Origin of the sequence: Mesorhizobium sp. M2A.F.Ca.ET.046.03.2.1 (assembly GCF_003952425.1) — a bacterium.
Classification (GTDB): Bacteria; Pseudomonadota; Alphaproteobacteria; order Rhizobiales; family Rhizobiaceae; genus Mesorhizobium.
The window spans coordinates 121,420-141,186 of record NZ_CP034449.1; the positions used below are offsets into that span (position 1 = coordinate 121,420).

The 19,767-nt window shown below is 63.4% G+C and carries 24 protein-coding genes and 2 tRNA genes; 18 read left to right on the top strand and 8 right to left on the bottom strand.

The window, feature by feature from the left end; genetic code table 11:
• Window positions 1-67: 67 nt before the first annotated feature.
• From EJ072_RS00685 to EJ072_RS00705, 5 genes are all read left to right on the top strand, one after another.
• Window positions 68-955: a LysR substrate-binding domain-containing protein gene (locus EJ072_RS00685; protein WP_126078145.1), complete on the top strand. Its 888-nt coding sequence runs from the start codon at window positions 68-70 to the stop codon at window positions 953-955.
• A 368-nt stretch (window positions 956-1,323) separates the two neighbouring features.
• Entirely contained in the window at window positions 1,324-2,418 is a 1,095-nt protein-coding gene (locus tag EJ072_RS00690) for an ABC transporter ATP-binding protein (RefSeq protein ID WP_126078146.1), read from the top strand.
• A gap of 74 nt (window positions 2,419-2,492) precedes the next feature.
• The gene (locus EJ072_RS00695; RefSeq protein ID WP_126078147.1) at window positions 2,493-3,605 is read left to right on the top strand and encodes an ABC transporter substrate-binding protein; all 1,113 of its coding nucleotides are present in this window, start codon (window positions 2,493-2,495) and stop codon (window positions 3,603-3,605) included.
• A gap of 23 nt (window positions 3,606-3,628) precedes the next feature.
• A complete protein-coding gene (locus EJ072_RS00700; RefSeq protein WP_126078148.1) occupies window positions 3,629-4,462 on the top strand; it encodes an ABC transporter permease in 834 nt (277 codons plus the stop codon).
• Window positions 4,463-4,467: 5 nt separating this feature from the next.
• Window positions 4,468-5,274, top strand: coding sequence for an ABC transporter permease (locus tag EJ072_RS00705; protein WP_126078149.1), 807 nt, complete (start codon window positions 4,468-4,470; stop codon window positions 5,272-5,274).
• Window positions 5,275-5,777: 503 nt separating this feature from the next.
• Here the strand turns inward: EJ072_RS00705 and EJ072_RS00710 are convergent.
• Window positions 5,778-6,137, bottom strand: a complete 360-nt coding sequence (locus tag EJ072_RS00710) for a metalloregulator ArsR/SmtB family transcription factor (RefSeq protein WP_126078150.1) — start codon at window positions 6,135-6,137, stop codon at window positions 5,778-5,780.
• A 418-nt stretch (window positions 6,138-6,555) separates the two neighbouring features.
• On the opposite strand from EJ072_RS00710, the gene EJ072_RS00715 reads away from it, so the two are divergent.
• Window positions 6,556-6,759 (top strand): hypothetical protein, encoded by a 204-nt coding sequence (locus EJ072_RS00715; RefSeq protein ID WP_126078151.1) that lies wholly within the window; start codon window positions 6,556-6,558, stop codon window positions 6,757-6,759.
• 104 nt (window positions 6,760-6,863) lie between these two features.
• A complete protein-coding gene (locus EJ072_RS00720; protein ID WP_126078152.1) occupies window positions 6,864-7,109 on the top strand; it encodes a DUF982 domain-containing protein in 246 nt (81 codons plus the stop codon).
• Window positions 7,110-7,263: 154 nt separating this feature from the next.
• Here EJ072_RS00720 and EJ072_RS35775 read toward each other — a convergent pair whose 3' ends face one another.
• Window positions 7,264-7,428 (bottom strand): hypothetical protein, encoded by a 165-nt coding sequence (locus tag EJ072_RS35775; RefSeq protein WP_189343184.1) that lies wholly within the window; start codon window positions 7,426-7,428, stop codon window positions 7,264-7,266.
• A 271-nt stretch (window positions 7,429-7,699) separates the two neighbouring features.
• Between EJ072_RS35775 and EJ072_RS00725 the strand changes: the two genes are divergently transcribed.
• Entirely contained in the window at window positions 7,700-7,942 is a 243-nt protein-coding gene (locus EJ072_RS00725) for a DUF982 domain-containing protein (protein WP_042638153.1), read from the top strand.
• 279 nt (window positions 7,943-8,221) lie between these two features.
• On the opposite strand, the gene EJ072_RS00730 is transcribed toward EJ072_RS00725, so the two are convergent.
• Both EJ072_RS00730 and EJ072_RS37235 read right to left on the bottom strand, forming a co-directional pair.
• Entirely contained in the window at window positions 8,222-9,178 is a 957-nt protein-coding gene (locus EJ072_RS00730; RefSeq protein ID WP_126078153.1) for a glycosyltransferase, read from the bottom strand.
• A 21-nt stretch (window positions 9,179-9,199) separates the two neighbouring features.
• The gene (locus EJ072_RS37235) at window positions 9,200-9,781 is read right to left on the bottom strand and encodes a CatB-related O-acetyltransferase (protein WP_126078154.1); all 582 of its coding nucleotides are present in this window, start codon (window positions 9,779-9,781) and stop codon (window positions 9,200-9,202) included.
• Between the two features lie 280 nt (window positions 9,782-10,061).
• Between EJ072_RS37235 and EJ072_RS00740 the strand changes: the two genes are divergently transcribed.
• Window positions 10,062-10,856 carry a glycosyltransferase family 25 protein gene (locus EJ072_RS00740; protein WP_126078155.1) on the top strand — a complete coding sequence of 265 codons (795 nt, stop codon included), beginning with the start codon at window positions 10,062-10,064 and terminating at the stop codon, window positions 10,854-10,856.
• A 107-nt stretch (window positions 10,857-10,963) separates the two neighbouring features.
• Window positions 10,964-11,890 carry a hypothetical protein gene (locus EJ072_RS00745; RefSeq protein WP_126078156.1) on the top strand — a complete coding sequence of 309 codons (927 nt, stop codon included), beginning with the start codon at window positions 10,964-10,966 and terminating at the stop codon, window positions 11,888-11,890.
• Window positions 11,891-11,951: 61 nt separating this feature from the next.
• On the opposite strand, the gene EJ072_RS00750 is transcribed toward EJ072_RS00745, so the two are convergent.
• A complete protein-coding gene (locus EJ072_RS00750) occupies window positions 11,952-12,824 on the bottom strand; it encodes an NmrA family NAD(P)-binding protein (protein ID WP_126078157.1) in 873 nt (290 codons plus the stop codon).
• 150 nt (window positions 12,825-12,974) lie between these two features.
• Between EJ072_RS00750 and EJ072_RS00755 the strand changes: the two genes are divergently transcribed.
• On the top strand, window positions 12,975-13,880 hold the full coding sequence (locus EJ072_RS00755) for a LysR family transcriptional regulator (RefSeq protein ID WP_126078158.1): 906 nt from the start codon (window positions 12,975-12,977) through the stop codon (window positions 13,878-13,880).
• A 103-nt stretch (window positions 13,881-13,983) separates the two neighbouring features.
• Window positions 13,984-14,172 carry a hypothetical protein gene (locus EJ072_RS00760; RefSeq protein WP_126078159.1) on the top strand — a complete coding sequence of 63 codons (189 nt, stop codon included), beginning with the start codon at window positions 13,984-13,986 and terminating at the stop codon, window positions 14,170-14,172.
• A 28-nt stretch (window positions 14,173-14,200) separates the two neighbouring features.
• On the opposite strand, the gene EJ072_RS00765 is transcribed toward EJ072_RS00760, so the two are convergent.
• Window positions 14,201-14,277 (bottom strand) — tRNA-Arg (locus EJ072_RS00765).
• Window positions 14,278-14,332: 55 nt separating this feature from the next.
• Window positions 14,333-14,638 (bottom strand): ETC complex I subunit, encoded by a 306-nt coding sequence (locus EJ072_RS00770; protein WP_112101520.1) that lies wholly within the window; start codon window positions 14,636-14,638, stop codon window positions 14,333-14,335.
• Between the two features lie 248 nt (window positions 14,639-14,886).
• Here EJ072_RS00770 and EJ072_RS35780 point away from each other — a divergent pair, with 248 nt between their 5' ends.
• The 6 genes from EJ072_RS35780 to EJ072_RS00800 all read left to right on the top strand — a co-directional run bounded on the left by EJ072_RS35780 (window position 14,887) and on the right by EJ072_RS00800 (window position 18,905).
• Window positions 14,887-15,855, top strand: a complete 969-nt coding sequence (locus EJ072_RS35780; RefSeq protein WP_128298208.1) for an NAD(P)H-dependent oxidoreductase — start codon at window positions 14,887-14,889, stop codon at window positions 15,853-15,855.
• A gap of 135 nt (window positions 15,856-15,990) precedes the next feature.
• Complete coding sequence (locus tag EJ072_RS00780) at window positions 15,991-17,166, top strand: NAD(P)/FAD-dependent oxidoreductase (protein WP_126078160.1); 1,176 nt, start codon at window positions 15,991-15,993, stop codon at window positions 17,164-17,166.
• A gap of 63 nt (window positions 17,167-17,229) precedes the next feature.
• Entirely contained in the window at window positions 17,230-17,712 is a 483-nt protein-coding gene (locus EJ072_RS00785; RefSeq protein ID WP_126078161.1) for a pyridoxamine 5'-phosphate oxidase family protein, read from the top strand.
• Window positions 17,713-17,802: 90 nt separating this feature from the next.
• Window positions 17,803-17,879: transfer RNA gene (locus EJ072_RS00790), tRNA-Pro, on the top strand.
• A 112-nt stretch (window positions 17,880-17,991) separates the two neighbouring features.
• The gene (locus EJ072_RS00795) at window positions 17,992-18,327 is read left to right on the top strand and encodes a hypothetical protein (RefSeq protein WP_126078162.1); all 336 of its coding nucleotides are present in this window, start codon (window positions 17,992-17,994) and stop codon (window positions 18,325-18,327) included.
• Between the two features lie 314 nt (window positions 18,328-18,641).
• On the top strand, window positions 18,642-18,905 hold the full coding sequence (locus EJ072_RS00800) for a hypothetical protein (protein WP_126078163.1): 264 nt from the start codon (window positions 18,642-18,644) through the stop codon (window positions 18,903-18,905).
• A 157-nt stretch (window positions 18,906-19,062) separates the two neighbouring features.
• On the opposite strand, the gene hdaA is transcribed toward EJ072_RS00800, so the two are convergent.
• The gene (hdaA, locus tag EJ072_RS00805; protein ID WP_126078164.1) at window positions 19,063-19,767 is read right to left on the bottom strand and encodes a DnaA regulatory inactivator HdaA; all 705 of its coding nucleotides are present in this window, start codon (window positions 19,765-19,767) and stop codon (window positions 19,063-19,065) included.

Consider the following 19,767-nt stretch of genomic DNA (forward strand, 5'->3'; position numbering starts at 1 on the left):
GTGAAGCGGCTCATCAAAAAGTGATATGTTTTCCCGGCTCGTGCAAATTCGGTTCACCTGAGGCCTCTTGCGAATACCCTCCACGCAGGCGCTGCGCGCCCTCGACAGTTTTGCCCGTCACGGCAGCGTATGGCGCGCCGCCGACGAGCTTCACCTCACCCGCAGCGCCGTCTCGCATCAGCTACGGCTGCTTGAGCGCGACCTCGGCTTCGATCTCCTGCAGCGCATCGGCAAGGGCGTGGCGCTGACGCCGCGCGGCCAGCGCTACGCGGCCGACGTCAGGAAGGCGCTGACCGTGCTCGGCGACGCGGGGACGCACAACAACGGTGCCGGCGTCGGCGGCTCCTTCGCCATCTCCTGCCCGCCGGGCTTCGCCTCGATGTTCCTGTGCACGCATATCGGCGAGTTCCAGCAAATGTATCCGGATGTGGCGCTGTCGGTGCTCACGCCGCGGCGGCTCGACGACGTCTCAAATCCGGACGCCGACGCCTTCATCGCCTTCGGGGTCGGCAACTGGCCGAACCGGGCCGTGGAACTGCTCTGCGAAGTCTCCTTCACGCCGCTCTGCAGTCCAAGGCTGCTCAACAAGGTCGGCGGCTTTTCCAAACCCGCCGACGTGCTGCGCGCCAGCCTGCTCCATCTCAGCGACACCGAGGACTGGGCGCGCTGGCTGGCGCTGTCCAAGGTGGAAAATCCCGATACCGAAGGCGGCATCTTCTTTTCCGACATGAACCTCGTCTTCTCGGCGGCGATCGCCGGCCAGGGCATTGCGCTGGGCGACGAGCTGACCGGCCGCCAGGCGCTGAGCGAAGGCCGGCTGGTCAAGCCTTTCGAGGCGACCATCCCCTCGCCGCGCTCCTATTTCCTTGTCTTCGAGCACGCCAAGGCGGGGCACCCGGTGCTCAACGCCTTCGGCGACTGGCTGAGGGCGAAGCTGTCGGAGAGCAGGGTTTAGATTGAGTGCTGCCGCCCTCTCCGGTCGTCATCCTCGGGCTTGACCCGAGGATCCATGCCGTGACGTTGGCCGAAGTGTGCGGCGGGCGAGAATTCTGGACCGTTGCAACGCTCGTGTGTAACGGTGTGGATTCCAGGGTCTGCGCGCGTCGCTTCGCTCCTTGCTCCGCCCTGGAATGACGAGGGCATGAAGGCTTTCGCCAATCGCGAACGTTAGTGAGCGCCGAACGCCCGCGTCTGCACACGCTGTTGCCACCTGCCAATACGGGTCACCCGTGAATCAAATTTGCCGATCAGGCGAAAACTATTCGGTTGCGGTGAGCCGCAGCCATGCCTACGATTTCATTGGGAACTGAGGAAAGAGCCAGGATGCAGCAACCCGGCCGGGCCGCAGAAATCAAAGCGAACGGGATCGGCAAGAGCTTCGGCTCGTTCCGGGCGCTCGATAACCTGTCGCTCGATATCGGCCGCGGCGAGTTCCTGACGCTGCTTGGCCCTTCCGGCTCCGGCAAGACCACTTTCCTGATGATCCTAGCTGGCTTCGTGCAGCCGAGCGAGGGCAGGCTTTTCAGCGACGGTGTCGACATCACCAACCGCCCGGCGGAGCAGCGCGCCGCCGGGATGGTGTTCCAGGGCTATGCGTTGTTCCCGCATATGAGCGTGGAGCAGAACATCGCCTTCCCGCTCAGAGTGCGCAAGAAATCCGCCTCGGAAATCAAGAGCCGTGTCGGCGAGATGGTCGAGCGCGTCGGCCTCAAGGGGCACGAGAAGAAACTGCCGGCACAGCTTTCCGGCGGCCAGCAGCAGCGCGTGGCGCTGGCCCGTGCGCTGGTGTTCGAGCCGGGCGTGCTGCTGCTCGACGAGCCGTTCTCGGCGCTGGACAAGAGCCTGCGCGGCCAGATGCAGGCCGAGATGAAGCGGCTGCACCAAGAGACCGGCACAACCTTCGTCTTCGTCACCCACGACCAGAGCGAAGCGCTGGCGCTGTCCTCGCGCGTCGCCATCTTCAACCACGGCAAGCTCTTGCAGGTGGGCCGGCCGGATGAGGTCTACGACCGGCCGGCGAACCGCTTCGTCGCCGAGTTCCTGGGCGAGATCAACATGCTGCCGGTGAAGGGCGTGCGCCCCGCCGACAATGGCGCCACGGGGCTCTGCGAGGACCGCGCGGTCAACATGCGCTGCAAGGCGGAGGCGATCAAAGGCGACGCCATCCTCGCCATCCGCCCCGAGGACATGTCGATCGCGCCGGAAGCGTCGGTCAACCAGAACGGCATTGCCGCGACGGCCGTCGCCTCGACCTATCTGGGCGCGGCGACCAAGCTCGACCTCACCACGCGCCAGGGCGCCAGGGTCACCGTTTCGGTGCCGAACGAAGTGGCTGCGGCGGCGCTCAGCAAAGGCAATTCGGTCTGGCTTACATGGCCAGCGGAAAAGGGTTTCCTCCTTCCGGATGGAGGACAGTAAGCACCGCCGTCGCGGCCAGACACATCACCGCGGCGGCTTCCGGTTCAAATCAACGACAAAAAAGGGGAACTGACATGAGCGATACAAAGAAACAGACGATCGAATCCCTCGCCGAGCGGACCAAGCGCGGCGAGATCTCACGCCGCCAGTTTGCGCAACTAGCGGGCTTGGCGCTCGCCGGCACGCCGCTGTTGTTGCGCTCGACCGGCGCCTTCGCCGAGACCAAAGGGCTGGTGCTGGTGAACTGGGGCGGCGACGCCATCACGGCTTACGACGCCGCTTACGGCCAGGCCTTCACCAAAGACACCGGCATCCCGGTCAAGATGGACGGCTCGGGCCCGACGGAAGGCGCCATCGCCGCGCAGTTCAAGAGCGGCGCGCCGACCTGGGACCTGGTCGACGTCGACCCGTTCTCGGCGATCACGCTGGGCGGCCAAGGCATGCTCGAGCCGATCGACTACAAGATCGTCGACAAGAGCAAGATGCGGCCGGGCTTCGGCTGGGAGTATGCAGCCTCCACCTACTTCTTCTCCTATGTGATCGCTTACGACTCGCAGAAGTTCGGCTCCAACGCGCCGACCGGCATGGCCGACTTCTTCGACGTCAAGAAATTCCCAGGCAAGCGCTCGCTCTACAAATGGGGCGTGTCGAGCTGGGAAGCCGCACTTCTGGCCGACGGCGTCGCGCCTGCCTCGCTCTATCCGCTCGATCTGAAGCGCGCGCATGACAAGATCGCCGCCTTCAAGGAAAACGTCGTCTCCTATTGGGGCGGCGGCGCCGAAAGTCAGAGCGTGCTGCTCAACGGCGAGGCCTCGATGGCGATCGTCTGGTCGACGCGCGCCTCGCTGATCGAGCAGGACTCCGGCGGCCAGATCAAGTTCATCTGGGACCAGGGCCTGATCTCGCCCGGCGCGCTGGCGGTGCTCAAGAACAACCCCGGCGGCAAGGACGCGGCGATGAAGTTCATCGCCAGCACGCAGGATCCGCAGAAGGAGTTGGTGATGTTCGACAAGCTCGGCCAGGGTCCGGCCAATCCGGCGGCCGACGCGCTGATCCCCGCCGACAAAAAGCGCATCAATCCCGTCGATCCGGACAACATGAAGAAGCAGATCGCGCTCGACATGGAGTGGTACGCCAAGAATTACGGCGCCGCGCTCGACGAATACACCAAGATCATCTCCGCCTGATCAGGGCGGAGACTTTCTCACTGATGAGAGGCACCCTCTCCGACAGGATGGGCGCGGCGCTGCTGATGGCGCCGCTGCTTCTGTTCCTGGTCCTTGCCTATGCCTGGCCGTTCCTCGGCGTGGTGAAGTGGAGTTTTACGCTTCCCACGCCCGGGCTCGGCCAGTACCATGCTTTGCTCACCGACGACCTGGTGCAGTCGGTATTCATCCGCACGCTGCGCATCGCGGCGATCGTCACTCTCATCTCCGTCACCGCCGCTTACGCCATCACCGTGGTGTGGGTGCGCGGCAGTCCGCTGCAGCGCGTGCTGGCCGAATTCTGCATCCTGGTGCCATTTTGGATCTCCGTACTCACCCGCGCCTTCGGCTGGGTGGCGCTGCTCTCCAATCGCGGCCTGATCAACACCTGGCTGCAATCGATCGGCTTCATCTCCGAGCCGCTGACACTGGTGCGCAACGAATTCGGCGTCATCGTCGGCATGTCGCATTTTTTGATCCCCTTCGCGGTGTTCCCGCTGGCGTCCGCCATGCGCAGCCTGGACGAGCGCGTGCTGCTCGCGGCGCGCGGGCTCGGCTCCAGCCGCATGCGCACCTTCTGGACCGTGTTCGTGCCGATGACGCGCTCCGGCATCATCGGCTCGGCGATGATCACCTTCGTGTTCTCGCTGGGCTTCTTCGTCACGCCGGCAATCCTCGGCGGCGGCCGCAGCGTGATGATCGCGGAGCTGATCTATCTGCGCATCTTCCAGAGCCCGGACTGGGGGCTGGGGGCGGCGATCAGCGTCGTGCTGGTGGTGTTCGTCGGCGCGCTGATGGCGCTGCTTTTCCGCTACGTCAAACCGAAGCAGCTGGTGTAGCCAAGATGCCGACCTATCGTCCCGGCCCCGTCTCGCTCGCCCTCGCCGTGCTGGTGGCGCTGTTCCTCCTGATGCCGCTGCTTGCCGTCATCCCGGTGTCGCTGACGCCGAGCCGCATGCTGACCATGCCGACGGGTGAACTGTCGCTGCGCCACTACCACTCGCTGATCGAGGATCCGCGCTGGCTGGAGTCCATCCTGCTGTCGATCCGGATCGGCGTGGTGAGCAGCGCGCTCTCCACGGTGCTTGCCCTCACCTTCAGCCTCGGCGTCTGGATGTTCCAGCCGCGCTTCACCGCGGCCCTTGTCGGCTTCGTGCTGCTGCCCATGGTGGTGCCGCCGGTGGTCTCGGCGGTGACGCTCTATTTCCTGCTCACCTCGGTCTCCGGCCTCACCTCGTTCTTCGGCTACGATACATGGCTCGGTGTCGCCATGGCGCATTCGGTGATGACTGTGCCTTTCGCCACGGTGCTCATCCTGGTGTCGCTCAGCCAGCTCGACCGGCGCATCGATCTTGCCGCGCGCGGCCTTGGCGCCAGCGTGTGGGAGCGCGCGACGCGCGTCATCATACCCAACATCAAATTCGGCATCGTCACCGCCGCGCTGCTCTCCTTCGTGCTTTCCTGGGAAGAGATCGGCGTGACGCTGTTCATCACCTCGGTGAATGCGATCACGCTGCCGCGCCTGATGTGGATGGGCCTGCGCGACAACATCGATCCGGCGATCGCGGCGCTTTCGGTGATCCTGATCGTCATCACGGTGCTGGTGCTGGCGGTGAGGAGCGTGATCGCCAGACAGAAGGCGTCGCCGTAGAGCGGTTGCGTTCACGGAAACAGCGGACCGTTCTCTCTCTTGACGCGGCCCATGCGGGAACCCGCCCACACCTCCCTTGAATTGCCCTGGGAACTGCCCCGGTCCAGAAACGAAAGAGGCCCGCCAGGAGCGGCGAGCCTCTTTACGGAGCCGAAGTGGAAGCTCGGCACCGTGATGATCCGGGGGTGTGGATCGACTCGAAGTCTAGCCAACAGGGCTCAGCCGGGCGACTTACAAATCCGTAACCTGCGGTCGGTCTGTGTGCCCAACCGGCCAAGAAAAGCCTGTTCTATCAGCGGCTTGCGGAGAGCATCCGACATCGAGACAGCGCTTGTCAAAGAAACGTGATGAACCGTCTGTCCGGCCGGCGGGACGGCGGAGCGGCTTGGAAATGCAGGGGAACCGGGCGGCGTCCCGACACGGCCCGCTTCATTGCAGTCTGCGCCATCAAGGCGCCGCGCCGGACGAAGGCCCCCCGGCCTCGCCCGTGCGTAGCAGTCCGTTCAGGCGGCCTGCGGCCGCCGCATCCTCTCGACGAAGGCCTGCCTTGCCGGTCCGGCAAGCGGCTTGTCCGTGGTCAGCAGGCCATCGAGCAACGCCAGAAGTTCGCGCGCTGCCGAAGACTTGCAGGAATAATAGACCATTTGACGATCACGGCGGGTTTCTACAAGGCCAAACCTGCGCAGTTTGGCCAGGTGTTGCGACAGCGCTGATTGGCTGAGTTCGACCTTGTCGGCGAGCACGCCGACAGAGAGTTCGCCCTCGGCGAGGTAGTTCATGATGAGCAAACGCTTTTCGTTGCCCATCACCGCAAGAAAGGCTGCCGCGCTTTCTGCGTTGGCGGTAAGTTTCTTGGTAACCATCGATTTCCCCATGCTTCATGCTCTTCCGAAGGCCATGGGGGCAATGGCTTCAGAATTCCAGAGCGTTGATGAGCCTGCCCCGGTTTGGACGCGGGACCTGCCCTGCTTCTTTTCGACCAGAACCCCTTCGTAACCCGGTTGCCACCACGTCGAGGTTGCTGGTCTCGGACAGAACGCGCGGCGCTTTTTCGGGCTCAAGTCAATGCAGACTCGGAAAAATTCCGCGCTGCTAATACGTATCAGCGCAGCGCTCGTTCGGCAAGAATATAACGAGGCCGGCAAAACAGCGGCCAGCCTCAGGGCAAGAGCGGCGTCAGCCGAAGCGCATGGCAAGGATACCTTGCAGCGACTCACGCTCAACCTTCAAACATGCTAATATTAGCCGGGCAAAAAAGGAGCCCGGCGCAAGGAGGAAGCCATGTCCATCGCGTCCAATGCCCGCAACACATTCACTCCCGACGAGACGGCCATGCTTGGCCGTGTCTATGAGAATGGCAGCGTCGAGGGCGAGACTACCGAGCAGAAGGAAGCACGCGCCTCGCGCATCCTGGCCAATTACATGGCCGGCATCACCGACGAGGCGGAGTTGATCGAGCTTTCGCGCAGGCCGCTTGGAAGATGAGCAACGTGGTCCGCCCACGCGAGGCGGCTTCACGGTGAGTTGACGTTCCGGCACGGAACGCAACGGCAGAATATCGTGTTCCGACATGTTCGGGAGGTTTCGCGATGATCCAGGGATGGTTCTCCAAGCCGGTTGAAGTCGCCGTCGGCCTTTCCGGGTCGATCCGCCACATCTCCAACGCCGAACAAGCCGCCGAGCTGCTGACCGGCCAATGGCGCGATGCCGGCAGTGCGCTGCATGGCGAGGCGCTGCGGGCCTGCCGCCGCGCGATCCGCGGCGACGTCACGGCCGATGCCGCCAGGGAGGCCTTCATCGCCGCCGCGCGCGAAGCGCATGTACTGGTCGAATAGGGCATGGCAGCGCCTTATTACACGCGCCTGCCTATCGATAGAAAAGCCACAAAAGCACCAGCACCGCGAACACTGCCGGAGAGAGCAGGATTCCAGGCCGAAAAATGCACATGGCCAGGGAAAGCGGCGTGAGCATGCCTGGCCGCGCCGATCCCTATCGGTTGCGCGCGTTGACGGGAAGGCGACACGCTGTTCGAAACGCGCGCAAACGATCCGCTTCAGCATGCGCGCGGTTTTGCCGGACCTCGTCGTAGAGCCCGAAAGCGGTCGCCATCAATGTCGCGGCGGTCATGGCGAGTGCAAGCACGGCGATAATCATGAGAGGTTTTCCCGCGTTTCATCAGCCTGGCGGATTCATTAGCGCAGCCTGCGAGGGTGCTGCAGTGACTTTGGTCACACGATTTTCAGCCGTCCGGAATCGCTGAAGAGCCCGTCCCGACGCTGCCCATCGTCGCCTCGAAATTCTTCGGAACCTAATGCGCGGTGGTTGGTTAATGCGCGGGTCCGCAATCGCCTCACGGACCTGCATCGGACGCCATCCGGCACCGATTGCTTGCTCAAAAAGACAATCATAAGAAACGGAGGAAGTGATGAACGATGTCTGGTTTTCCGAACCAGTCGTGATCGATTTCCAGCCAAACGGCCAACGCAAGGTATCGAGCTGCTTCGAGGCGATGGAATGCCTCGACCTACGTTGGCCGGGACAGGCGCGCGACGGCGCCTGGCGCTCGGCGAGCCGCGTCTGCCGTGACGCGCTTGACGGGCTGCGCAGCCCGGTGGAAGCCCGCAAGACGCTGCGCAAGGCGGCGAAGATCGCCGGACTGCTGGCGTAGCCTCGATTTCTCCATGCCCGTTGCGGTTTCGCGCGGGCTTTCCTTTCCATACAAGGGAAGTTACGGCCGGCGCATACTGCGGAACGCGTTAAAGCACGCATCCCGTGGGGTACATGAAAACGCCGGCCGCTCGGCCTAGGGGCTGCCTGACGGGTTCAGGCCTTTCCATTTCGGCGAGTCGGGCGCCGGGCCGCAACGCAAGCGCCGGAGCATGGTGAACGAGCGGTTACTATCCACAGGGCATGGTCAACGGGGCCAGGCAGGCAGACTGCGGCCTTTTCAGGCGAAACCGCCAAGCACTTCTGGAAACTGCACGGCCATTGCGCCTTCATCCGCCTGCCTGGCATAGATCGCGTGCATCCTGCTGCCGTCATATCTGGCCCTGCGGCGCTGCACGTCCTTGCCGAACAGGCCGGCAACCGCGTCGAACCGCCGGAGGAAGCGCTTCACCACGCCGCGTTCGAAGGGTATGCGCTGCTCGAAAGGCCTGCCCCAGGGCGTGTCCCTTGCCAGATCCCGCCAGATGCGCAGCGCTTCCAACTCGACCCCGACCTGATTGCCCCACGGCTTGCCGCCCGCGAAATGCCTGGCCCAGGCTTGCGAGAAGCCCCCCAATTCTCCGAGCGACTGCAGGTTCCAGTTTGGATGCATCGTCTGCCATTTGCCCTCGAAGACGACGTTCAGGGCATTTTGGTCGTTCATGCTTCCGTCAATAGCGGTCTTTCGCGTGCGCTCCAGCAGCGCATTCTCCCGGACAGCGTTCATATCGAAGACGACGACGCCCGAATTGAAATATGGCGCGCCTGGCGCCAGCTTGAGCTTCTGCCGGTAAGAGGGCCGGAAATACATGTAGTCGTCGTGGGCGGCGAGCAGCGGGGCGCGCAGCCGCTGCCTGGCAAGGTCATTGATGTCCCGGTTGAAGAGAACGTCGCAGTCCGTGTATGCGATGCGGTCATACGGCTCGAAAACCGGAAGCCGATCGGCGAAAAGCCGAATGTAAGCGGCAATGCTGTAGGTTCCGAAGCGAAAGCCGAAATTCGTCATGAACTCGGCGACATCGACCAGTTCGACCTTGCCTTCCAGCAGATGCCGGGCGACTTCAAGATCCGCCTGGCTCGCGCCGGTGTAGAGCAGAAAGCCGTCGATTGGGGTGGAGACATCCAGTATCCGGCGCGCCGTCAGGCAGGCGTATGGGAAGTAGCCGGCATCCGTCGCCAGGAAGAAACACGACTTCATCGTTCCGCTAACCGCCGCCCGTCATTTCGTTGCGGTGCCTGCCACAGAATGCCTCTCGATAAAAGCCTCGATCGGGCCGGTAAGCAGATCCGCCTCGCGTTTGACCTTGCCATCGTCCCAACGCCACCATTGGATGGCGAGCAGCTTTGAGATGACGTCCTGCGAAAAGCGATATCTGATCAGCCTTGCCGGCGAGCCGCCGACAATCGCGTAAGGCGGCACGTTCTTCGTGACCACCGCCCCTGCCCCGACGACAGCGCCGTCGCCGATCTCGACGCCCGGCAAAATCATGGCGCCGTTGCCGATCCAGACGTCATTGCCCACGGTGATGCCAGCCGGCTTGCTGTCTTCCGCGATCGGCTCCGGCTGCTTCAGCAGCCGGCTGTAAATCGGAAACGTGGTAGCGCTCGCGGTCGGATGATGGCCGGAGCAAATGAAAAGCACCCGGCCGGCAACCGAGCAGAAGGCCCCGACCCGCAGCGGGGCTTCCTTTGCGGGAAACAGGACCTTTCGCCATGTCACGCCATAGGTGTGGCGGCCAACCGTCACATGCTCCGGCAACTTGGAACGCGCGTCCTTGAACCATCTGGAAATCGTCGACATCTGCAAACCTCAGCGGCAGCCGTGCAGCGACATAGCCGCTGTTAGATATAACCTACAAGCCCAGGGAACTGGCTGTACGCACCTTGGCCGAATCGCGAGGCTGTCAGGCGGGAAGGTAGTTCCGGCAATGAGACCTCTTGGAATGCAAGTCGCAGTCAGCTACTGACAGCGATGCCCAACATCCGGTGGTACTGCCGAGTGAGAAGATCATGGAGGAAAAGGCTGCGTTCGATTTACCTGCTGAGGAATTCGTAAGGCGATTTGAGAGAACGGATGACACATGAAATGCTTGGTAATCAACCTTGATCGATCACCTGACAGGTTGAACCAGGCAACCTCCGAATTCGCGAAGATCGGCATCGCTTTTGAGCGCGTTGCGGCGGTCGATACGTCCAGCGAGCCCTCGAATTTTCCTGCCGCTCGCCGCCTCACCAAGCCAGAGATTGCATGCTTTCTCAGCCATCGTAAGTGCTGGCAAATGATCGCAGATGGCGCCGAGCAATATACCGCAATCTTTGAGGATGACGTCGTTTTCAGGAGCGATGCCGGACCATTCCTGTCCGATGACAGTTGGGTCCCGCGCGATGCCGACATCGTCAAGCTCGAGACGTTCTTCGGTCAGGTCAGATTGGCGCGCCTTGCGTCCATTGGGAACGGCCATTCGATTGGCCGGCTGGTCGGCGAGCATCTCGGTACGGCCGGCTATGTCATTTCCAAGGCTGCGGCTGAAAAGCTGCTTCAGCGGACAAAACGCCTGAAGGAACCGGTCGATCTCGCATTGTTCAGCCCGAATTCGCTGATGTGCGCCCGCAATACAACCTATCAGGTGACACCGGCCCTTTGCGCACAGCACCGTTTTCTTTCTGAACGAAATACGATGCCGACGATCATCCAAACGGCACCGCATCGCCCCAAAAGCGTAACCACGAAAGTTCGTGGGGAATTGTCGCGGCTGTTCGCCCATTGCCGAAACGGAACCTTTTGGCGAACCCAGCGGGTCGATTTGAGTCTAGGCTGGACGCCTGACGCACATCCCGCTGGCCGATCTTCGCAAAAGCTAAAACCCCGAGGTTGACCTAACGTCGCTAGGTCAGCGAAACTCGAGTTGCTTGATTTCTCGGCGGCTTCGAGCAAAGGGGCATGCGAAGGCCCGCCGATTGCCGGCTGCCTACGAGAACCAGCATGGCACTCAAACTAATAGCCGACGGACTAAGCAAAAATCGATTGGTCATCCAGCTAAAGGCGCTCAGAAACGAGTTCGCCTATAAAAGCTTCGAATATCGAGGGCGTGCGTCTGGGCGCCTGCTTGCAAAACAGTTGCACGACGCCGGGGTGTCGCGCGTGTGCATCACGGTCGCCTTCAACGTACCCTGGGTGATCGATGCTTTGACGAAGGCGTGGGAGATGCATTCGCCAGGGATGACGCTGGTCGTCGTCGACAATTCTACGAAGGCCCAGGCGAGAGCGGCCATCGCACAGATCTGCAAGATGCGCGGCGTGCCCTACCTTGCCTTGCCGATGCGGGTCGAAAAACACCTGTCGAGATCGCATGGAACGGCGATCACCTGGGCGTTTCACAACATCGTGCGCCATCTGAAGCCGGAGTTCTTCGGCTTCATCGATCACGACTGCTTCCCGGTCGTGCCGTTCGATATCCCGTCCAATCTGGCCGGCAAAGTCGTGTATGGCCGCAGGGCATACGGTACCGAAAATCACGTCTACAAGGCCAAGCCGGACGATCGGCACTGGAATTTGTGGGCAGGCTACTGCTTCTACCGGTTCTCCGCCGTGGCCGCCTATAAACTGAATTTCGAACCCCGCATAAATCTCGGCCTCGACACCGGCGCAGCCAACTGGGCGATCCTCTATTCGAAACTTGCCGAGGCGGATGTCGCCGTGGCAACCGTGGAACAGCGGCCAATGACGATGGCCGGCGCGGTCGGGCACCACGAGTTCATCGACGGCGCCTTCTTTCACCTCGCCGGCGTGTCCTACCCCGAAAGACCGGGCTATCACCATCGAACGGCGGAGCACCGGGAAATGCTCCGGGATTATGTGTGGAACACTTATCTGGGCGGCCCGGCCGGGCAGGCCGTGAGCGATTTCTGAAGGCCGACCGCCCTCGTTCCAGTCCTTCAGAGCGCGCAGCGACGCTCGGATCTGGTTGTTTCTAGATACGGTCAGGCGGGCCGACGAGCTTCGCAATCGCCTCGTCGATCCCAATCCTTCCTTGACGTCCCAGCGTATCCGGATCGCGAAAGTCGATCCAGCCTTCGTTGAAGCCGTCCAGCATGCGCATGCGCATTTCGGGATGGCGCATGCCCTGCTCGCGGAAGATCGTCTCCCAGCGCTCGCGCGGGACTGTGCGTGCCTCGACCTCGCGGCCGAGCGCCTTGGCAAGGGCGGCGGCGATTTGGTTCGGCGACACCCTGTGTCGCGCTTCCAGTTCGATCACCCGGTGGCCGCTCCAATCCTCAGGCAAGAGTTCCGCAGCGGTTCTGCCGACATCGGCGGCCGAGATCATCGCGACCGGCCGATCGAGCGGCTGGAGGTAGCTGTCGATCACGCCCTGATCGCGCGCCGAGGCGAGGTCCCACTGGGCATTTTCCATGAACCAGGCGGCGCGCAGGAACGTCACGGCCACGGGCAGATCGGCGAGCGCCTCTTCCAGCAGGCGCAACACATTGAGCAGATTGGGCTGCGTGGCGTCCGCGCCGATCGTCGACAGCACGACCACCTTGGGCGGCAGCGCCCTGTGCAGCGCCTCGCGGACGACGGCGATCTTCGGCAGCACGTCCGGGAAATCGGGTTCGGAATCATAGACCGGCGGCAACAGGATGAACGCGCCCTCGCCGCCCGAAAGCGCCGCGGCCAGAGGCCCGGGATCGCCGAGATCGGCGACGGCGACCTCGCAGCCTTTGGCCAGCCACCGCGCGCCCTTGGCTTCGTCGCGGACAACGGCCCGAACCTTGTGGCCCGATGCCAGCAGCGTTTCGGCAAGAACCCCGCCGATGCGGCCGGTAATGGCGGTAACTGCGTACATGATCTTTCCTTCGTTTGTGGTGGTTGAACGGGATCACGGCCGGCGGCCACGACGGGCCGGCGGTCTCTGGCCGGTCTTTTCACACCCTTGGCTTGCTGATCACAGCGCCGATATGTCATCATAATCCGGACTCCAGGTTGGGAATAGCGCATGTCTTATGACGGAAGATTGCTGTCCGGCGTGACGGTGCTGATGGCGGTGGTCGAAGCCGGCTCGATGGCGCGGGCAGCGGACTCGCTCGGCATGACCGCCTCAGGCGTCGGCCGCGCCATCCAGCGGCTGGAAGCCCGCATCGGGGTGCGGCTGCTCGACCGCACGACCCGCACCATGCACCTGACGGACGAAGGGCGGCGCTTCCACGAGCGGGTCGGCCCTCACCTCGACGGCATCGAGGAGGCGGCGGTCGAGGCCACCGGCGCCACCTCGGTGGTTCGCGGCAGGCTGCGCGTCAATGTCGACCCGTTCTTCTCGCAGCTGGTGCTGGCCGGGCACGCGGGCCGGTTCCTGGCGCTCTATCCGGAGCTTCGCCTCGAGCTCATCATGCGCGACGCGGTGGGCGACCTGGTGGCGGACGGGTTCGATCTTGCCTTGCGCTTCGGCGATCCGCCGGCCGGCTCATTCACCGCGCGCAAACTGTTCGAGACGCGCGTACTCACCGTCGCGGCGCCCGCCTATGTCGAGCGCCGAGGGCGTCCGCGGCACCCTGCCGACCTGCCCGACCACTACGCCATCGATTTCTGGGACGCCGCGCATGGCCGCGCCTATGAGTGGGAATTTCGCCGCGGCAACGAGGCGCTGCCGGTCAGCGTTCGGACCAGGCTGATGACCTCCGACGCGCCGACCATGCTCAACGCCTGCCTGTCCGGTGCCGGCATCGCGCAGGTGCTGGAATTCGCCACGCGCGAGCAGGTGCGCGACGGCCGGCTGATCGACCTGTTTCCGGATTGGTCCGACGAGCTCTTCCCGCTCCACGCGATCTACCCTTCGCGACAATACCGCACGGCCAAGGTGCGGGCGTTCGTGGAGTTCGTGATGGAGTTGCTGGCTGAGGTTTAGATCGATGACCGGCGCAGCGGGCCCGCCCGCTGCCCTATTTCGCACATTCTGTGATAAGTGACGCCTATGAGCCGATCCCGAAGGAATACCCCCGATCGTCGGCATGACCACAGTCGACAGCGACAAGGCATTCAAGCAAGCCGAGCATCGGCGCGAGCGGCGGGCCGTGAAGGCACGGCTCGAATTTGACGAAGAACCGTTGCCGACCAAGGCTTTCGGCAATCCATGGGCCAGCGAGAAAGACGGCAAGCAATGGCTAGCCGAACCCTCCCCTAAACTGATGCGGAAGTGAGGTCCGCACACGAACCGCGCCAAGGGAATGGCGATCCCGGCAGGATTCGAACCTGCGACCATCGGCTTAGAAGGCCGGTGCTCTATCCAGCTGAGCTACGGGACCGTCGGCCGGCCGGGCCGGCTGCTGCGTTACGCCAAGCGATGCAAGACTCGGGAAGTCAGTGCGTCCAGGGCGTCCTGCGGTCATAGCGGAAATTGTCCGAATAGGAAATCTGCCGGCGCTTGGCTTCCTTCGGCTCTTCGACGCGATAGGCGATCTTTTCCTTCTCGGCATAGGCCACCGCTTCTTCCTTCGTGTCGAAGGTGAGCTTCACCTGGCTCAGCATGTCGCCGGAGGTGGTGTAGCCCATCAGCGGGTCGATCTTCTTGCGCTGCGCGGGATCGAACTCCAGCACCCAATGTCCGGTCTTGGCCTTGCCGGACTGCATCGCGGTTTTGGCTGGACTGAAAATGCGCGCGGACATGACCACCTCTTTGCCGCCCGGAAATCGGGCACCGTTGTTCGGCGCCATTCCCGGGTCCCATCGGGAGCCCGAAATCTCGCGCCAACCCCGTCATTACTGTGCAATGGCCGCGGCGGCAAGGCCGCAAGCGCCCCTGCGCTCCCAAGGCGCAGGGGAACCTCGCCGCGCCGGCGACATTATCGAAAGGTCGGGCGGCCGGGCCGGGCAAGCCTTCCCTGTCAGCCTCAATCAGAAGCGGACGTTTCGCCATGACCAATGCAACCGAACATGCCGTCCTGCAGCTCGCCGTGCTTGTCGGCAGCCTGCGCGCCCAGTCCTTCAGCCGCAAGATCGCCAAGGCCCTGGCCGCCCGCGCGCCGGATTCGGTGCGCTGCCGCTTCATCGAGATCGGCGACCTGCCGCTCTACAACGAGGATCTGGACGGTGACGACCCGCCAGCGGCGTGGTCGGCCTTCCGTGCGGCGATGCGCGAATGCGACGCGGTGCTGTTCGTCACCCCGGAATACAACCGCTCGATCCCCGGCTGCCTGAAGAACGCGCTTGATGTCGGCTCGCGCCCATCGGGCAAGAGCGTGTTCAAGGGACTGCCCGCAGGGGTCGTCAGTGTCACACCGCATAAGCTTGGCGCTTTCGGCGCCAATCATGCGCTGAGACAAACCTTCGCCTTCCTCGACATGCCAGTGATGCAGCAGCCGGAGGCCTATATCGGCAATGTCGCGGAAATCCTGGACGGCAAAGGCGCGGTGACCAATGCCGATACCGCCACCTTCCTCGAAAATTTCATGGCCAGCCTGGAAAGCTGGATCAGGACGGTGCATCCTGCCGGCTCGTCCTTCGATGCCTTCATGAAGCAGCGCGAGAAGATCGCCGAAGACTATGTCAATGGCGATGCCGCCTCGCTGAAGGCGATCGTCACCCGTGCCGGGCCGGCGACGTTCTTCTCACCGCGCGGCGACCATCTCGAAGGCGCCGAAGCGGTTGCCGGCCGTTACGAACGCGATGCCGCAAGCTTCCACAAAGGCGGCAACACCGACCTCGAGGTGCTGCAAGCGTCGGCGAGCGGCGATCTGGCGTTCTGGAGCGGCTTGCAGCATGCCAAGGCGCGCATCGGCAAGAACGGCGAGGCGACCGAGATGACCTTGCGGGTGACGGAAGTGTTTCGGCTGGAGGATGGCGCGTTCAAGCTGGTGCATCGCCATGCCGACCCGGTTCATTAGCCGGCGCTTGCAAAATCCGCGACACAATGCCGGGGGGCTTTGCAACACGCACCTATTCCTTTTGGCCTGCGAGCGGCATACATCGGATACATGGTCGTGCCACTTGATGGCATGATGGCGACGACAAAGATACGAATGAGCGCGGATACGGAAGTCTCGCCGTCGGGGGCCGGCAAGCCAGCGATATTGGACGGTACGATTGTCGTCGGCGGGGGCGCCGCCGGGCTTGCCGCCGCGCATGCGTTGACCATGGCCGGCGTGACGACGCGGATCCTGGAGCGCGAGCAGAGGCTGGCCGAACCCTGGCACCGCCGCCACGACAATCTGCACCTCAACACGCATCGCGACCTCTCCTCATTGCCAGGCGTGTCCTATCCGGCGGGGACACCGGCGTTCCCGCACCGCAGCGCCGTCGCGCGCCATCTCAATGAGTTCGCCGAAACGCACCGGCTGCCCGTCGCCTTCGGGGTCGAGGTCGACGAGATCGAATTCCGAGGCGACCATTGGCTGCTGCGGACAAGCGAGGGCTTGAAGGCGGCGCGATATGTGGTGATCGCCACCGGACGGGACCGGCAGCCCTTCATCCCGGCCTGGACAGGCATGGACGATTTTTCCGGCAGGATCATCCATTCGGCCGATTTCGGAAAGGCAAGCGACTATGCCGGCAAGAAGGTGCTGGTGGTCGGCGCCGGCAATTCCGGCTTCGATGCGCTCAACCATCTTTCCCGTGTCGAGACCGGCCAGATCTGGCTTTCGGCGCGCAACGGACCTTCGCTGCTGCCCAAGCGCATCGGCAAGATCGCGGTGCACCGCATATCGCCGCTCATGGCCAACCTGCCCACATGGCTCGCCGACGCGGTCATGGCGGCAACGCAGCGCCTGGTGTTCGGAGATCTGACGAAATACGGCCTGCCCCCTGCCCCGTCGGGCGGCGCCAGCCGGCTCGGCTCCGACTATACCGCGATCGCGGCCGACGACGGCGCGGTCGAGGCCATCAAGGCCGGGCGCATCATCGTCGTGCCGCAGTTGCGCGCATTCAGGCGCGACGGCGTCGTGCTCGACAATGGCCAGCGAATAGCGCCCGACATCGTCATCGCCGCCACCGGCTACCGCACTGGACTGGAACCGATGCTGGGCAAGCTCGGCGTGCTCGACGCCAAGGGCGTGCCGCTGTTCAACGGCGCCGCAAACGACCCGAAGCTGCCCGGGCTCTGGTTCACCGGCATGCGGCCCAGCATTCGCGGCTGCTTCGCCAACTCAACAATCCAGGCCGCGGCGATCGCCAGGAAGATCACTGGCCTGAAGAGCTGAGCGCGCTACAAGGAACAGACAAGACGGTCGGTCGTTTGCCTTTCTCTGATGAAAGGAAGCGAGATGCCGACGCCCGATGAGCTCGAAGCAAAATTCTGGAAAGCCCTGAAATCGGATATGACAATGATGATCGGGCTTGACGGCTCGAACATCATCCCGCGCCCCATGACGGCGCAACTGGAAGCCGAGGCCAGGGGCCCGATCTGGTTCTTCACCGCCAGGGAAACCGAGCTTGTGCTTGGACTTTCCTCCGGCAGCCAGGCAACGGCGACGTTTGTATCCAAGGGTCATGACCTTTTTGCAACGGTGCAAGGCCGGTTGCAGATCGATAACGACCGGGTCGTGATCGACCGGCTGTGGAACCGCTACGTGGAAGCGTGGTTCGAAGGCGGCAGGGACGATCCGAAGCTGACGCTGCTTCGCTTCGAGGCTGAACAGGCCGAGATTTGGCTCGACGCCTCCAGCGTCGTCTCCGGTATCAAGATGCTGCTCGGCTACGATCCGAAGGAGGAGTACAAGGACAACGTCGCCAAGGTCGATCTCTAGGCTGCCTGGACAGCATCATCGGCCGGATCGAACCGCGCTCTGTTTTTGTGTTGCCTTCCGGGCGTGCGCCCCCTATACGCCGCGGGACGTCGGAGTGTAGCGCAGCCTGGTAGCGCACCTGATTTGGGATCAGGGGGTCGCGTGTTCGAATCACGCCACTCCGACCATCGCTTTCCCCCAAAAAATTGCCGTGCCGGTCTAGCGGCCCAGGGCCTGACCAGAAGGGCTCTTGGCCTCACTCTCCTGGAACCATGTCAGCCTTCGCAAGTTTCGGTTGCCATGACCGGCAATGCGAAAACTCCGACCATCGCGCGCATCTGGCGCGGCAGAACCTTGCCCGACAAAGCCGACGCATATGAGGCCTACAACTACGAGGTCGGCATCAAGCCGCTGATCGAGAAGGCGCTCGGTGTCCAGACCTTCCGCGAGGACACGCCGACCTATTCGGAGTTCATGACAATCTCCTATTGGGAGAATAACGAGGCAATGGCGCGCTTCACCGGCGGCGATCCCACCAAGATCCACCATCTAGACCGTGACGAGGAATTTCTCATCGAGTTGCCCAACAGCGTTCAGGTGCTACGCCTGCTCGCCAGACACGGCAGCACGGGCTGAGTGCCGATCCCCAACAGTCCCGTCCGGGTTGAAATCAAACCTGTGGTGTGAACACGGAGACGGGTAAACCCGCCGGGCGAGTCCCCAACAACCTCAAGCCCGGCGAGCCTACAACCCGATCTGGAACGCGACCGGGGCCGGGATCAACCGGCACTGTCGGTGTTGCAAGACTGATGCCGGAAAGACTGTTCCGGAATGGGACGGCTACGCCGCACGCTCCCACAGATGCCGCACAAGCCGGGACGCGGCTCGAACAATCCCCCTCGCTCCCAACTTTGTCACCGGTCTAGACTTCGGACAAAGGGGGATTGTCGATGCCCGTGCTCGAGGCGCTGCTGTCGCTGATCGGTCCGGCCTACCTGGCCTATTACGGCTTCGCGGTTCCGGTCATGGTCGCCTGGGCAATCCTGTGCGCCGCTCTGTGGGTCTGGAACAACCGGCCGAGCAAGCGGCAGAGCGGCGTCGCCCGGTCGCGGTCCGCCGGCCTGATGGTCTTCGTCCTTGTCGCCGCCTGTTACATCGCGGCGCATACGGGCGTGTATCTTTTGGCTCGGCATCTGGCCGGGCTATGGGCGTAATTTTTCCCTTCTCCCCTTGTGGGAGAAGGTGGATCGGTGCGCAGCGCCGAGACGGATGAGGGGTATTCCAGCGGAGTGAGACGTCGGCTTTCCCTGGAGCACCCCTCATCCGGCCGCTTAGCGGCCACCTTCTCCCGCAAGGGGAGAAGGGAAAGGCCTAGATATCGAACTCGCCCTGCCCCTCGTCCATAGCGCTGACCGTCTCCGCCGCGAGCGCCCGGGTGATCGGCGTCTTGCGCTCAAGCGCGGCGCGGTCGAGGCGCTCGACGACACGCATGGCGGTGCCGAGCGAACGCTCGATGCGGCGCACCAGATATTGCACCACATGCGGCTCGACCTCGACCTGGCGGTCGGCGAACAGCTTTGTGATGACGCCGGCAAGCAGCAGATCGTCGGGCTCGTGGATCTCGATCGTCGCCGCCGCTTTCAGCCGCGAGACGAGGTCGGGGAGCGTGACGCGCCAGGCCGAGGGGAAACGCCGCGCCGTAAGCAGCAGCGTCGAGCCCGCGCCGCGCACTTCGTTGATCAGGTGAAACAGGCCCTGCTCATCGATCGCCGTCTTGTCGACGTCGTCGATGAGCGCCGGCCTCATGCCCAGGCCGGCGATGTGCTCGCCGATCCGGCCCGGCTCGATGGCGACGGCATGCGCCCGCTCCTGCCATATCCGGGCGAGATGCGTCTTGCCCGAGCCGGGCGGCCCGGCCAGCACGACCACCGGCGACGGCCAGTCCGGCCAGCGGTCGATCAGCGATGCGGCTTGCGCGTTGGTGCCCGACACGACGAGCTCGTCGCGCGAATAGCCGGTGCCGTGGCCGAGATCGAGCGGCAGCTGACGCGGCGTATCTGCTGGCTGAGCAGCCAT